The following is a 15,330-nucleotide window of genomic DNA, read 5'->3' on the forward strand; positions in this document are numbered from 1 at the left end:
CTATATACCAAAGGGACTATGCCAGAATGCGAAAGTCCCCCCGTACCCTGACGGGTATTCTTTTCCCTTCCCTTTGCTATTTTTTATTGACAGTGCATCACACCCTATTAGCAGATAATTGGAGGCTCCGATGGATTCACAATTTATCGGTTCGGTTATTAATGCGTTACCGCTGGAAAATATGATTAGCGGGCCTTTACAGGCAATGATTAACGCACAGGTTCAAGCCAGCAAAGCCTATACGGATTTTTTATTATCTGTATGCATTCAAAATAATAAAGCGGTCGCTATCCAATTCGATTACGACGAAACGCTTATTGATGAAAGCGGAGTCGCAAAAGGCGCAGTGACAAAAACGATGCGCATACCGCTCATTGCCGCCATTACCCATCCGATTATCTCTATTGAAGAAGGGACAATCGATTTCGAGCTTGAGGTAACGCAGAGTGAATCTTCATCCGATGACACCGGAGAAGACGGCAATCTGGCGGCTTCACTGGGATGGGGAGCCTTCAAGGTCAAAATGGCCGGCCGGGTATCACACAAGTCGGCGCAAACCCGGGCTACAGACACACGTGCCAAATACAGCATTCACACGCAGGTAAAACGTCAACCTGCGCCTGAAGCACTGATGCGCGTCATTGATTTTCTGACCGATGCCGCAATCAGGCCCAGTATTCCCAATGGGGAAAGCACGTCACCGGCAGCGGAAAACGCCGCCCCACCTGCGTCTGCGGAGCAGCAAGAAGCGTCATCATAAGCAAAGAACATTATTCAGCGGCATAGCACATGTGTGCCGTACCTGCATAACGCGTAAAAGGATGCCCGGCGTGACTCCCTGGCATCACCAGAGGATCAGACCATGGCATCGGCAAAAGTGCTCCATACCTTATTTGAACAGCAGTGGCATCAGACGCCGGACGCCATCGCCCTGAGAAGCGATACCGAAACATTGACCTATCGGCAATTGGAGCAACGTGCGAACGCCATGGCGAGCGCGCTGTTGCAGCGGGGCGTAAAGCCAAAAGATGTTGTCGGTATTTATTTGAATAAAACCCCGAATCTGATCGTCAGCCTGCTCGGCGTATTGAAAACCGGTGCCTGTTATTTACCACTTGATCCGTACTATCCACATGAGCGTCTGGATTATATGGTCAATCATGCCAACGCACGTGTGGTGATCACTGACGATGAACACGCGCTTAAGCTGGCGCCGGGCCTCCGTGAGATCGTTGACCTCAATCAGCTCGATCTGAGCACGCAGGCTACTCCAGCGCTTCCCACCGTCAGCGAGGAAGACCTGTGTTATGTGATGTACACCTCAGGCTCTACCGGAACGCCAAAGGGCGTGATGGTCAGCCATCGAACGGTGATCAATTACCTGGTGTGGATGCAAAACGCCTTCGGACTGCGTCACGAAGACGTTGTCCTTAATCAATCCACATTCAGTTTTGACGTCTCGGTGTGGGAAATTTTCTGGCCGCTGATCGCTGGTGCCAGTTGTGCGGTCATCACCGAGGACGCCAAGTACGATCCGCTGTTACTGGCAGAATTTATGTGCCGCCATCAGGTCACGGTTGCGCAGTTCGTACCGACGGCACTGCGCGTCATTGTTGATGCGCATGTGCTATCTCGCTGCACATCCCTATGCCATATCTTTTCTGGCGGCGAGGCGCTCGATCAAACGCTGGTTAACGATCTTTCCCTGCAATATCCAGGGAAAATCCACAACCTCTATGGCCCGACCGAGGCCACGATATTTGCCTGCCACTGGCACTGCCAGCCGGGGGCAGAGGAAACCATCGCCCCGATTGGCAGGCCAATCCCGCACGCCATCGCTTATGTACTGAATGAGGCGCAACAGCCTGTCAATCCAGGGGAAAGCGGCGAACTCTATCTGGCAGGAGATATTCTGGCCAAAGGCTACCTGCATGCAGAAAAGCTGACACAGGAGCGATTTGTCGATGACCCGTTTAGTCACCCGTCTGGGCAGAAAATGTATAAAACCGGTGACTGGGTTAAGCAGCGCGCCGATGGCGTGCTGGAATTCATTGGCCGCATAGACAGTCAGGTTAAATTGCGCGGACACCGTATTGAGCTGGCAGAAATAGAAACGCACTTGCAGGCGTTGCCCCAGATTAATCACGCCGCCGTTATTCTCGAAACGCGCCCGGAAAACGCGGCGCCATCACTCTCCGCGTTTTATGTATTACGGCATCAACAGCACATCGATATTCAGGAAATAAAAGCGCACCTTGCCAAGACGCTGCCTTTTTTCATGGTGCCTTCTCATTTCGTTGCGTTGGAGAAAATGCCTACGCATCCTAATGGAAAAATAGATAAATCCAAGCTGTGTTCCTATGTAAATAACTAATGGTGAAAAAATGTCAAATGACAAAGAAATATTACCTTCCGAGATAGAAAAAAACATTATTTCTATCTGGCGGACCGTACTCAATAATCCGAAGGTCTCCATTCAAGAGAATTTCTTCGATGCAGGAGGAAATTCCCTGCTGATGTCCAAGGTTTATCGCGAAATAAAAAACAAAATAGAGTCACCTATCTCTATTGTTGATTTATTCCAATACCCGACGGTACAGATGCTAAGCAAACGTATTAGCGAAATACACGCTGGGAAATCAAGCAGCAAGAAGTAATTACGCCAAAAAGCGTATTGATACTCTAAATAATTCGAGTTTCAGGAAGGCGGCAAGCGAAGGAATCCCGATGAGCTTACTCAGGTAAGTGATTCGGGTGACTGAACGTAGCCAACGCACATGCAACTTGAAGTATGACGAGTATATGCTCCAGGGGAATAACCGCCCAATAATGGGTAATGCATTTCATCATCCTTATTTCACTGATAATAGGTGGTAATACCATGTCTGCAAATCAACTGAACGTTTCCTCGGCAGTAAAAGCAAAAGTGGCTTCGGCAATTAAATTTGTCCTGAGTCACCAAAATTCATCCAAGCCCGCGCACTACTATGCGATTGGCCAGAAAATCCTTCCTTATGCCAAAAAATATTGGGGGACTAAATCTATTCCAGCCATTCCTGTTTCAATCAAAGCATCATTGCAACACCCGTCGGCATCCAACCTGCAAAGCCTCATCAGCCGGGTTACTGCTGGCGTCGCAGGTAGCAAAAAGTAATTAACGTTTAATTTAGCTGTCCCTTCTATATTCACGGCGTAGGACGTCGACCTTTCTTTCTCTGAAGAATATTTAGCGAGAGAAGGTTAACGGCCTGCGCCGTGAAAGGAGGCGAATATATTCACGGTGAGGTAATGAAATGAAACAGCAAGAACAGTTCCGCGATAAGGATATTGCTATTGTAGGAATGTCGGCCCGCTTTCCCGGTGCGGAAGATACCGCGATATTTTGGCAAAACCTGTTGGACGGCGTGGAGACGATCAGCACATTCAGTGAAGAAGAACTGAGGGAGTCAGGCATTGAAGAAGAGATGATCGCCTCGCCCAACTATATTCGCCGTCGGGGAATTTTGGGCAACGCACAGCACTTTGACGCTAATTTCTTTGATATTACGCCGCGCGATGCCGAAATTATGGATCCACAGCATCGTGTCTTTTTGGAATGCTGCTGGCACGCGTTTGAAGACGCAGGCTATGTACCTGCCACCTATCCCGGCAAAGTTGGCATCTTCGGCGGAACAGGAACCGCCTGGCATTTGAGTAAAGTGAATGCCCATCCTGAAGTACAGAAGTATGCCAGTGGCGCATCGGTCGTCACCAACAATGATAAAGATTACGTAACGACCCGGGTTTCTTATAAGCTCAACCTCAAAGGGCCAAGCGTTAACGTACAGACCGCCTGTTCAACCGCGATGGTTGCCGTCGTGATGGGCATGAATAGCCTGTTGAATGGGGAAAGTGATCTGATCGTTGCGGGCGGTGTTTCCGTGGATACGCCAGAACGCCGGGGTTATCCTTATATGCAGGGCGGCATGGAATCCGCAGATGGCCGCTGCTATGCCTTTGACTCCCGCGCCAACGGCACGGTGTTCAGCCGCGGTGCTGGCGTCGTGTTACTGAAGCGTCTGAATGACGCTGTGCGTGACGGCGACCATATTTACGCCGTGCTGAAAGGCGGCGCAGTGAATAACGATGGTAACCTGAAAGCTGGTTTTACCGCGCCGAGCATCGACGGGCAGATCGCCGTTGCCAAACAGGCCATCGCCAATGCGCAGCTTGATCCCGCCACCATCAATTTTGTTGAAGCACACGGCACCGCGACGGCATTGGGCGACCCCATCGAATTCACGTCGCTCACACAAACGTTTCAGGAATATACAGATAAAACCCAGTATTGCCGCCTGGGATCGGTGAAAACCAACATCGGCCATACGGACGCGGCATCAGGAATGGCCAGTCTCATTAAAGCCTCACTGGCGCTGGAAACCGGCAAGCTGCCAGCCTCACTCCATTTCGAATCACCAAACCCTAACATTGAGTTTGAAACCAGCCCGTTCATCATGAACACCGAGCTCAGCGAGCTGGAACCGTCGGAGACACCGCACCGCGCGCTGGTAAACTCTTTCGGCGTCGGCGGCACCAATGCCTGCGTCATTCTGGAAGCGGCGCCACCGCTCAACGCGGGCGATACCCATAATGACAGCCTGCTGGTTTTGCCTTTCTCCGCCAAAAGCCGCACGGCGCTGGAAGACATGAAACGCCGCCTGCGCGATTACCTCAGTGCGCATGACGACGCCAATCTGGCAGATATCGCCTACACCCTACAGGTTGGGAGACAAAAGTTCTCGCACAGCACGGCGGTTATCGGGAAAGATCGTGATTCTCTGTTGGCCAAACTGGATCAGCCGTCACTGGTAGTGACCCAACAGGGTAAAAGCAAAAAGTCCGTCGTGTTCATGTTCCCGGGACAGGGCAATCAGTATGTCAATATGGCGCGTGAACTGTACGACAGCTATGACGTATTCCGCGCGAGCATGGATCAATGCTGTGACTATCTGGAACCGATTCTGGACGTCAATTTGACGTCAATTATTTTTCAGGACAGCGACAATATCGCCGAGTCCCGTATCAATGAAACCCAATTTACCCAACCGTCCCTGTTCGTGGTGGAGTACAGTCTGGCAAAACTGTGGATGTCGTGGGGCATTCAGCCAGATGTCATGATTGGGCACAGCGTGGGGGAATACGTGGCAGCCTGCCTGTCCGGCGTATTCTCACTGGAAGATGCACTGAAAGCCGTGGCGCTCCGGGGCAAAATGGTACAGGCATTGCCCGCAGGGGATATGCTGGCTGTTCTGCTTGATGAGGAAAGCCTGAAGGCAAAACTTCACGGCAGCAAGCTGGAAATTGCAGCGGTTAACTACCCTGGACTCTGCGTCATCGCCGGTGCTTCAAACGATATCGCACGTTTCCAGCAGCAGTTGGAAGACAGCAATATTTTCTGTAAACATCTCGACACTTCACACGCGTTCCACTCACACATGATGGAACCCATGCTGCCCGCCTTCAAAAAGGTCATCGACAGCATCAAGCTCCATGCACCACAGATCCCGTTTGTCTCTACCGTTAACGGCGCTTGGGTCACTGAAGAACTGGCGAAAAATAGCGACTACTGGGTGCGTCACGTACGCAACCCGGTGCTGTTCTCCCACGCCTTCAAAACGCTGATGGCTGAAGAGCATCATGACTTCGTGTTCCTTGAAGTCGGACCGGGGCGTTCACTGGAATCGTCCGCCAAGCAGCATTTCAGCGCGGAAGACGGCGCCTTGATTTATGCCTCATTACCCACGGCAAAAGACGTTGCGTTGTCCGGCGAACATCTCCTCTCAACGCTTGGCGCACTTTGGGCTAGCGGCGTAGACGTTCCCTGGCATCTGCATCATTCAGAGCAGCACCGTCGCCGAATCCCGCTGCCGGGCTACCCTTTTGAACGCAAACGCTTCGCCCTGCCAGCACTGTCGTCAGCCAGTCCTGACGCGCAGAGTGAACAATCCGTTAAGGCTAAGAAGCGGAAACAGGCCGATATCGGTGACTGGTTCTATATGCCGACCTGGAAAAAAACCATTCCAGCGAAATACATGGCGGGCAAACGCGTTGAAGCTGAGAACACCTGCTGGCTGATCCTGACGGATACACAGGGCATCGCCGAACGCACGAAGCAGATACTGGAAAAGGACGGGCATCAGGTCTTTTTCGTCAGCCCGGGAACGCAGTATCAGGAAACACTTTCCGAAGGCCGATACACTCTCAACCCTGCCTCACGCGCCGACTATGTCCGGTTACTGAAAAGTCTGACGGAGCAAGGGCTACGTCCATCGCGTATCCTGTATTTATGGAACCTGACGGCAGAGGAACAGGTACAGCCGCTTGAGCACACCTATCTCTCGTCACCGCTGAATACATTCTATCCTGCCCTCTATCTCCAGCAGGCGCTGGTGAATGAGAATTTGCTGGACGATCTGCATATCACTTTTGCCACCAGCAACACATTCAGCGTCATGGGCGAACGCATCGCTTCCCCAGAGAATGCACTGCTGGTAGGACCTTCGCGCGTGTTCTATCACGAATACCCTGAGGTGCAATGCCATCTGGTAGATATCGATCTCAAACAAAACGCCGTACAGCTTGATGAATTTGCCCATAGCCTGATTGCAGAAAGCCATATTGCAACACACGGCAATCTGGTGGCTTACCGCGGAAACCAGCGCTGGGAAGAAAGCTATCAGGCCGTCCATCTGAAGCAGGACGATCTCGGTTTACCTGCAGAATTGAAAGACGACGGCGTCTACCTCATCACAGGCGGCCTCGGTGGCTTGGGGATCCTGCTTGCCAACCACCTGTCAGAAAAAAGTCATGCGACACTCATCCTGACCTACCGCGCCGCGCTACCGCCACGCGAAGAGTGGCAAGCCTGGATCCAACAGCATCCTGTTGACGATCCTGTCAGTGAAAAGCTGGCGAGCATTTTACGTCTGGAAGCCCGCGGCAACCTGATACATCTGGCACAGGTCGACGTGAATGACTATCACGGTATGCGTGACATGTTATCCGCGTTCCCGCAGGTCGACGGAGTATTCCATACCGCAGGCGTGGCTGGCGGCGGCATCATTCCGCTGAAAAATGACGCCGATTGCGCCAACGTGCTCGATCCCAAAGTCGCAGGTTCGCTCATTCTGGATGAATTGCTACAGGACAAACAGCCTGACTTCTTTATTTTATTCTCTTCCATTACCTCCATTGTCGGTGACGAAGCCCGCATTGATTACTGCTCGGGTAACGCGTTTATGGATGCCTTTGCGCATTACCGCAACCAGCATCGCCGCGGACGCACTGTCTCGCTGAACTGGGGAAAATGGGGCGATGTGGGCATGGCTGTCCGTTGGGGCAAGCAGTTACAGGAGAAGAAAAACAGCAAGCTGGCGGCGGTTGAGGAAACCAAAGGCGACCTGCTTACATACCTTGAGCGCGAAGGCATGCAGGAAAGCTATCAGGTTAATCTCACCGTGCAAGACTGGGTCATCGATGAGCACCGCCTCGCGAAGCAGCCTTCACTGGTGGGAGCAACTATTTTATCGCTACTGCATGAGTTCATGACGTGCTTTAAGCCTCAGGAAAGCCTTCAGGTCAAAAACCTGATGCTGACCAAGCCCGTTATCTATACCGATGCCTGGCCACGGCAGATGAAGCTATTCATCACACCAGATGGCAAAGGTTATAAGTTCAGCCTCAAGAGCCGGGGCGTGCTTGAACTCGCATGGCAAGAGCATGCATTCGGGGGAATCGGCAACGGTGCGCCAGCTTCCGATCTCACGCCACAATCGATTGACGCCATTAAACAGCGCTGCACCACGCAGGTGCCCTACGCGCCGTTTATCACTGAGCTGGACAATGCCAACACGGGCGAAAATTTCCTGTCGTTCAGCCAGCGCTGGAACAACCACCGCGAGATCGTTCAGGGCAATAACGAATGGCTGATACACAAGGTGCTGGGGAACGAATATACGCACGATCTTACCCGCTACCCGTACCATCCAGCGCTGATTGATGCCACGGCGATATCCTGCCTGTCATTGATTACACAGGAGAATTTCCTGCCTATTAGCTATGGCAAGATGACCTTCCTATCTCCACTGGAAACAGAGTGCTACGTCCACGCCAGGCTCAAGCAAGCCTATCAGCCGCAGGACAACGCCATCGTCATGGATATCACGTTCCTTTCACCGGCGGGCGTTCCGCTGCTGGTCCTGGAAAACTACACGCTGATGAAGATGACGATGGGCAATCAGCTCGCGACGCCAGAGAACAGCACTGCGGCAACCGCAGCCACGGTAAAAGTGAATCTGGCAGATAAAGACATTCTGTTGCCAGAAGGGGCGGATGCCATAAAGCGCCAGCTCGCACATCTGGAATTTGAACAGTTAGTCGTCGTCACCAGCGATCTGGACCAGCTCATTTATGAGTCAATCCCTGAGCAGGAAACGCCTGAATTCATCTTGCAGGATAGCGAAGCTACGGAAGGGTATGCCAGACCCGCTCTCTCTGTGGATTACGTTGCGCCAGAAAATGACATTGAGAAAGAGATCGTCAAAGTCTGGCAGTCCATTCTGGGGATCTCGGGTATCGGCGTTAATGACAGCTTTACTGAACTGGGCGGTAACTCACTGCTGGCAGTACAGGTCGTTTCTACCGTTTCCGGCATATTTGAAATCGATATTCGCGTTGATCTGTTTTACCAAAACCAGACCGTGCAAGGGTTAGCAACGCTGATCCTTACCGAACTGGAAGCCTTATTGCAGGAATAAGGGCACGGCCGCCTTCGGTATGCATCTCGAAGGCGGCCGCTAATGTAAAAACCGAATGTCACAAAATGAGACTCGATAATGACGCAGCTTCCCACCGCAAAACTGACCTCGCTTAGCCTGGATGAACTCAAAAAGCTGGCAAGAGAAAAGAAGAAAACGAGCAACACATCCTCAGGTAAAGCCATTACTCCGCACGCAACCCCCGGCAGAGTCCATTTCCCCATGACCAGCGCGCAAAAGCGTATCTGGATGCTCTCCCAATACCTTGACGATAGTCAGGTCTATAACAATCCGTATGTGCTTGCCTGCAGAATCGAGCACGACATGGAGCCGCGGCGAGTACAGCAAACGCTCGACTATCTGATGCAACAACATGACATTCTGCGTACGACATTCCGGCTGGTCGATAACGATGTGTGCCAACACATCGCCGACGATATGTCTTTTCCGTTTAGCTTTGAAGATATCTCCGCATTCAGCGAAGAAGACATTGAAAAATACGTCTCAGAGACGGCCATAGCGAAAGGGAATATTGTTTTTGATCTGGAGAATGGCCCTCTGGTTTACCTCCATATGGTCAAAACCCATCCGTACGACTATGTCCTATTTCTGACATTCCACCACATTATTTCCGACGGGTGGACGGTCAATGTGCTCTTCAAAATGCTGATGGAAAACTACTTTCGTCTGTTGCAAGGAGGCACATTACCTATCGAGAAAACGCTCCAGTTCGCCGATTACGCGCTGGCGGAAGATCGATGGTATACCGAGGGCGAATACCAGACCGGGCTCGCTTACTGGGCGAAGAAGCTGGATGGCATCACGGGGCAGTTAGATCTGGCAACAGATTATCCCCGTCCAGCCAAAATGAGCACCGCCGGCGGCATCATAAGTCAGTTCTTTGATTCCTCTTTCTGCCAGCGTTTGCAAACCTGTGCCACACAGCATCAGGCCACGCAATTCCACGTTATCCTCACGGCATATCAACTCCTGCTACATAAATACAGCGGGCAGCAGGAAATCATCATCGGCGCGCCGTTTGCCAACCGCAATCTACCAGCCACGCAAAACATGATGGGGCTGTTCATGAATACCCTGCCATTACGCTTTGATATCGATCCTGATGCCAGTCTCGCTTCGCTGATTGAGGGGGGGCGCGTCGAATGTGAAGAAAGCATGAAATATCAGGATGTGCCGTTCAATTACATTCTGGATGAGATTGCCTATGTGCGTAATCCCCAGATCAACCCGGTATTTCAGGCAATGCTGACTTATCAGGTGTTTCCTCATTTTCACAGCAACAGCGGGTTCAAATACAAGCCGTTAAAAGTGGATTACGGCACCGCCAAACTGGACCTGAACTTATGGGTAGAAGAAGACAAGGATAACGACGGCTTGCTGTTCACCATGAACTACAGCAGCGCGCTATTTTCCAGCAATACCATCCAACGCATGCTGAATGACTTGCGTACGGTGATTGAAACCTTAATTAACCAGCCGCAACTCACCGTGCGGGATATTTCGCTGTTAGGCGATGAAGAGAGCCGCGCGACCATCGCGCAATGTCGTCCAACCGCTAACACGCTCCCACCAACCGTTCATCGGCAGTTTGAACAACAGGCACAGCAGAGGCCGAATGCTATCGCGGTTCGCTGTGAAGGACGCACACTGACCTACGCTCAGCTCAATGAACGAGCGAACCAGTTGGCTCATCAGCTACAGAAAGACGGGCTCGCTCATGGGGAGTGTGTCGCATTATTTATGCCTAAAAGCGAGTATTACGTCATCGCGATTCTGGCCGTGTTAAAAGCGGGCGGATGCTATGTCCCAGTCGATATGGATCTTCCTGCGCAGCAGGTTGAGTTCATACTGCAAAACTCCGCCGCCCGTCGTGTCATCATCGACGAACAGGCGCCCGGTGAGATGCTCCCCTGCGTCTACGTAAGACAAAACCGCAGCACGATGCCAGACAACAATCCATCACAACCACAGCCCGTGACAGATGGCTTTGCTTACATCATTTATACCTCGGGCAGTACCGGAAAACCCAAGGGCGTTCAGGTCAAACACTCACAGCTAAGCCACTACTGTCAGGCCATTCGACCCGTGCTCAACCTGTCGTCCGATGCCCGCTACGGCATGTTTTCATCCTTCACAACCGATTTGGCACACACGGTGTTATTCCCCGCATTGATCCATCAGGGTCAATTGGATGTCATCACGACTGAATTACTCCGCTCGCCACAAGAGCTGTTTGCTTATCTGGCACACTACCCCGTAGATTGCATAAAGATCACGCCTTCCCATTTAGCGACGTTATTGACGTCGCCACAAGCCGAAGCGTTATTACCTCGTCAATTGCTGGTTATCGGCGGAGAACGCGTTCCTCTGTCACTCATCAAGCGCGTACGTGAGTTCCCCCTTCCTTGCCGCATCCTGAACCATTATGGTCCAACCGAGTGTACCGTCGGTGTCACCACCTATCCGGTGCCAGAGGATCTTAGCGCGCTCTCAGGGAACTACTTACCCATCGGTAAACCCCTGTCCGATAGCCATGTCCTGTTGCTCGATCCTTATCACCAGTTAGTTCCTGCCGGTCTGCCGGGTGAAATTTATCTGGGTGGTTCACATGTGGCGGAAGGATACATCGGCCTGCCGGAGCAAAATCACACACGCTTTATCCCCCACCCTTACCTTGAGGGCGAGCGGCTTTATCGCAGCGGTGACAAAGGCCGCTTCCTGCCTGACGGCAATCTTGAATTTATGGGACGCTTGGATCGCCAGGTTAAAGTGCGCGGCTACCGTGTTGAGTTGGCAGAGATCGAACAGGCATTGCAACAGGTCGCTAATGCGACGCACGTGGCCATTAAACAAAACACGCTCCCCCACGGAGAAGCCGTTTTAACCGCCTATGTGTGCGATATTACCGACGCTCATCAGACTGCGGTAAAAGCAGCACTGCAAAAGAAACTACCAGACTATATGCAGCCTGAACGCTGGGTATGGCTAGAGGCGATGCCATTAACCGCCAGCGGTAAGATAAACTATGCCGCGTTACCTCTGCCCTCAGCGGAAAAGCGCGAATCGCTTCATACCCCGGAAAATCAGCGTGAACGCGACCTGCATGAGATTTACCGTGATATTTTACAAAACGATGCCATTGATACGCAGGAGAGTTTCTTCACGCTTGGCGGGAATTCTCTCAGTGCATTAAAGCTCATTCTGAACATTAATCAGCACTTCGGCACCTCCCTGTCTCTGGGGCAACTGTTCGAAAACAGCAGCATTGCGCAGTTGGCTCGCGTGATTGACGAAAAAGGACCCCAGACTCAAGCCGCAAGGGTGACAATCAACCGTGGTCAGCCTGAAGATAAACCTACGTTGCTTTTGATCCACCCAGCAGGCGGCAACGTGCTGTGCTATTCCGCGCTAGCGCGTGAATTGGGCGAGAGCTACCCGGTCTACGGTATTCAGGTGCCTGACTTCAGCGTTAACCAGCCTTATAACGCCGATATCAAAGCGCTTGCCGCATTCTACCTCTCACAGGCTGGCGACATCATTCATCACTCTCGTCTGGTTCTAGGCGGGTGGTCCCTCGGCGCGACCATTGCCTTTGAAATGGCACAGCAGCTCGCGGCAAAAGGCATAACCCCCACGGTATTAGTCCTGGATCAGCCTGCGCCAGAGATCAACATCGACGGTTCAGCAAACATGAACGAGGCTGAACGTCTGGCGTACTTTGCGCATAAAGTGGCTTTGTTTACCGGCACGTCTTTCGATCTGTCAGAGCAGTCACTTGCGGACATGAGCAATGCGCAACGCACGGCACGCTTTCTGACTGAATTTAAACGGGTGGGGCTGGTTCCTGAGTCAATTGGACCGAAAGCGTTTCAAGATTTTCTCAATATCCTGCAAACCCATATCTATGCAACGGATGCTTACCGTAGTGAGCCCTACTCAGGTGATGTACTGGTCGTCGAGGCAGACGATATTTTGCCCGGCCGCATCCGCCTGCCTGAATCCGGGTTGGGGTGGCGTCGCCTTACGTCAGGCTGCCTGACGGTACTGCCGACGTCTGGCGACCATATCTCAATGATGAACGCCCCACATATTTCGCGTATAGCCGAACAGCTCAAGAAAGTATTGCGATAACACATCCGCCGTCTGTGGTTTCAAACGCAGAACGGCGGTTTCATGACGTAAGCGAGGAGAAAACATGGGCCATCCCCCGTCGTTAACCGTTTGGCGATATCTGAGATCACGCGATGCGCTTCTGACCATTATCATACCGGTCATTCTTTACAACATCGCATTCTTACAATGGGGGGCGGGCATTGCGCTGTTAATTACCGCGATCTATTCCGGTGTCCTGCAATTATTCAGCCGTTGGCAGGGCTATCTGCCAATCATCGCTCTCATCCTGGTTTCGGGGCTTAGTCACTACCTTTATCTCGAAGGGGTAATGCTGCTTGGTATCCATCAGGAGAGCGTCTTTTTATCGATCAGCGGCGCACTTTCCACCGTTATTATTTTTGCCATTTACAGTATCAAGGGGCGTCCGGTCATACAAATCTTGGCAGAACAAGCTACGCCGGACCTTAAGACGCTCCCCGTTTATGGCACACCGCAGTATGTCAGAGTCTGGAATGAGGTATCACTTGTCTGGATTCTTGTCTACCTGGTGAAAGCCATCATCATTTACCTCCTTTCTCTCCAGCCCGGATTACCGATGGATACCCTTGTCCTCATCAGCGGATGGCCGCTTACGCTACTACTGGTGATTTTCAGTTTCCGCTGGCCAAAGCATCGTTGGACCTCGCACGCACACGACAACGCTTCCTGACCAACTCAACAGGTAGCGCATAACATAATGAATGATAAATATAGGGAATATTATGAATCCGTTAGAAAACAAGCTGATTGTACTGGATCACCATCCTGATGGCCCTGCGCAGCTAGAGCATTTCAGGTTTGAAAAGCGCCATATCAATGCACTACAGCCCGGCGAATATCTGGTTGAAAACAAATGGTTATCCATTGACCTTTATACGCGTCCACGACTTAACAAGAACACGGCCTATGTGAGCCCAATCAAACAGGGCGAGGTAATTCAAGGCGAAACGATAGGCTACGTCGTGGCGACGAAAAATCCACATTTTCAGGTTGGAGACTGCGTGTTCACCTTCTCAGGCTGGCAGAAATACTATGTCGGCACGCCTCAGGATTTTATTACGCATCGCCTGCCGCCAACGACTCTGTCACCTTCGATTTTTCTCAGCGTAGTCGGAACACCGGGACGTTCCGCTTATTTTGGCATGAACAAAATAGCCAAACCTAAAGCGGGGGAAACGTTGGTGGTCTCAGCAGCCTCAGGGGGCGTAGGATCCGTCGTCGGTCAATTAGGTAAACAGGCTGGGTGCCGGGTTGTTGGTCTGGCTGGCAGCGAGGAGAAGTGTCGCTATGTCGTTGACACATTAGGCTTTGACGCCTGCGTTAATTATAAAGAAGATGACCTAAACCGAGCCTTGCGGGCTGCCTGTCCTAACGGGATTGATATCTATTTTGAAAACGTTGGTGGCAGGATCTCACTTTTCGTCGCCAAACTGCTCAACGAAGGCGCAAGAGTCCCAGTCTGTGGCAGTGCAGCACAATACAATCAGGATCCTGACGTTGACGCGTCCAGCACAGTCGCGTTTTTCTCTTCTCTACCCGATGCCCCGCTGAGCCGTTTTTTTCTCGTAACAGAATGGTTCAAAGACTATGCGGAAGCAAACATCTGGCTATTGGATGCCGTAGAGAAAGGACGGTTAAAATACCGGGAGAGCATTGTTGAGGGAATAGAAAATGCACCTCAAGCCTTTATCGATCTGTTAGATAGCAAACACTTTGGCAAGCAGCTGGTTCGTCTGTAAAGCTGAGACCAGAAATTAAAGACAAAAAAATAGACGTCCATTGACGTCTATTTTTTATGTTGGTACCGAGGACGGGACTTGAACCCGTAAGCCCAATCGGGCACTACCACCTCAAGGTAGCGTGTCTACCAATTCCACCACCACGGCATCACAATTACTACTTTAAAACGCTTACTTCGGAATGTCACTCGCCGGCGTTGAAGGCGCAGCAGGCGTTGTCGTCTGCTCAGCTTTTTCAGGCTGGTTAAGGTTATCCCAGGCGCCACCTTTTTTCTGCAGCGAACTCAGGTTGCCCAGAACGAGGCTGATAATGAAGAACAGAGTCGCCAGTATCGCCGTCATGCGGGTCATGAAATTACCAGAGCCGCTCGAACCGAACAAAGTGGCAGAAGCACCTGCTCCGAACGACGCTCCCATATCAGCACCTTTACCCTGCTGCAGCATGATCAAGGCAACCAGCCCGATCGATACTAACAGGAAAATCACTAATAGAGCTTCGTACATAGTCGTACCTGTTAACCGTTTCCCCATGTTTTATGGAGAATGCTATATTCTGGCGGTAAACCGCGTGTCATTCCGCAAGTCAGATGTCTTGAACATCCGTTATCAAGCGGGTCTGAATA

General features: G+C 51.6%; 9 protein-coding genes and 1 tRNA gene. 8 read left to right on the top strand and 2 right to left on the bottom strand.

Going from position 1 to position 15,330, the window contains the following annotated elements:
- Positions 1–130: 130 nt before the first annotated feature.
- From AB8809_RS19595 to AB8809_RS19630, 8 genes are all read left to right on the top strand, one after another.
- Positions 131–760, top strand: coding sequence for a DUF2589 domain-containing protein (locus tag AB8809_RS19595; protein WP_181829690.1), 630 nt, complete (start codon positions 131–133; stop codon positions 758–760).
- 102 nt (positions 761–862) lie between these two features.
- The gene (locus AB8809_RS19600) at positions 863–2,374 is read left to right on the top strand and encodes an amino acid adenylation domain-containing protein (RefSeq protein WP_349855318.1); all 1,512 of its coding nucleotides are present in this window, start codon (positions 863–865) and stop codon (positions 2,372–2,374) included.
- Positions 2,375–2,384: 10 nt separating this feature from the next.
- Positions 2,385–2,657 (top strand): phosphopantetheine-binding protein, encoded by a 273-nt coding sequence (locus tag AB8809_RS19605; protein ID WP_349855319.1) that lies wholly within the window; start codon positions 2,385–2,387, stop codon positions 2,655–2,657.
- Between the two features lie 224 nt (positions 2,658–2,881).
- Positions 2,882–3,154, top strand: a complete 273-nt coding sequence (locus AB8809_RS19610; protein ID WP_012773277.1) for a hypothetical protein — start codon at positions 2,882–2,884, stop codon at positions 3,152–3,154.
- A 139-nt stretch (positions 3,155–3,293) separates the two neighbouring features.
- On the top strand, positions 3,294–8,795 hold the full coding sequence (locus AB8809_RS19615) for a beta-ketoacyl synthase N-terminal-like domain-containing protein (protein WP_349855320.1): 5,502 nt from the start codon (positions 3,294–3,296) through the stop codon (positions 8,793–8,795).
- A gap of 78 nt (positions 8,796–8,873) precedes the next feature.
- Positions 8,874–12,947, top strand: a complete 4,074-nt coding sequence (locus AB8809_RS19620) for an amino acid adenylation domain-containing protein (RefSeq protein WP_349855321.1) — start codon at positions 8,874–8,876, stop codon at positions 12,945–12,947.
- A gap of 64 nt (positions 12,948–13,011) precedes the next feature.
- The gene (locus AB8809_RS19625; RefSeq protein ID WP_180777455.1) at positions 13,012–13,638 is read left to right on the top strand and encodes a hypothetical protein; all 627 of its coding nucleotides are present in this window, start codon (positions 13,012–13,014) and stop codon (positions 13,636–13,638) included.
- Positions 13,639–13,690: 52 nt separating this feature from the next.
- Positions 13,691–14,707, top strand: a complete 1,017-nt coding sequence (locus AB8809_RS19630; RefSeq protein WP_180777454.1) for an NADP-dependent oxidoreductase — start codon at positions 13,691–13,693, stop codon at positions 14,705–14,707.
- Positions 14,708–14,767: 60 nt separating this feature from the next.
- Here the strand turns inward: AB8809_RS19630 and AB8809_RS19635 are convergent.
- Together AB8809_RS19635 and secG are read right to left on the bottom strand one after the other, a co-directional pair.
- Positions 14,768–14,854, bottom strand: a tRNA-Leu gene (locus AB8809_RS19635).
- A 24-nt stretch (positions 14,855–14,878) separates the two neighbouring features.
- Complete coding sequence (gene secG, locus AB8809_RS19640; protein WP_012773272.1) at positions 14,879–15,211, bottom strand: preprotein translocase subunit SecG; 333 nt, start codon at positions 15,209–15,211, stop codon at positions 14,879–14,881.
- Positions 15,212–15,330 lie beyond the last annotated feature (119 nt).

Origin of the sequence: Pectobacterium aroidearum, from assembly GCF_041228105.1 — a bacterium.
Lineage (GTDB): Bacteria > Pseudomonadota > Gammaproteobacteria > Enterobacterales > Enterobacteriaceae > Pectobacterium > Pectobacterium aroidearum.

Excerpts from the sequence above, each read along its gene's own strand:
- AB8809_RS19620 (WP_349855321.1), top strand. The coding sequence starts at position 8,874 with ATGACGCAGCTTCCCACCGCAAAACTGACCTCGCTTAGCCTGGATGAA.
- AB8809_RS19595 (WP_181829690.1), top strand. The coding sequence starts at position 131 with ATGGATTCACAATTTATCGGTTCGGTTATTAATGCGTTACCGCTGGAA.
- AB8809_RS19615 (WP_349855320.1), top strand. The coding sequence starts at position 3,294 with ATGAAACAGCAAGAACAGTTCCGCGATAAGGATATTGCTATTGTAGGA.
- AB8809_RS19625 (WP_180777455.1), top strand. The coding sequence starts at position 13,012 with ATGGGCCATCCCCCGTCGTTAACCGTTTGGCGATATCTGAGATCACGC.
- secG (WP_012773272.1), bottom strand. The coding sequence starts at position 15,211 with ATGTACGAAGCTCTATTAGTGATTTTCCTGTTAGTATCGATCGGGCTG.
- AB8809_RS19600 (WP_349855318.1), top strand. The coding sequence starts at position 863 with ATGGCATCGGCAAAAGTGCTCCATACCTTATTTGAACAGCAGTGGCAT.
- AB8809_RS19610 (WP_012773277.1), top strand. The coding sequence starts at position 2,882 with ATGTCTGCAAATCAACTGAACGTTTCCTCGGCAGTAAAAGCAAAAGTG.
- AB8809_RS19605 (WP_349855319.1), top strand. The coding sequence starts at position 2,385 with ATGTCAAATGACAAAGAAATATTACCTTCCGAGATAGAAAAAAACATT.
- AB8809_RS19630 (WP_180777454.1), top strand. The coding sequence starts at position 13,691 with ATGAATCCGTTAGAAAACAAGCTGATTGTACTGGATCACCATCCTGAT.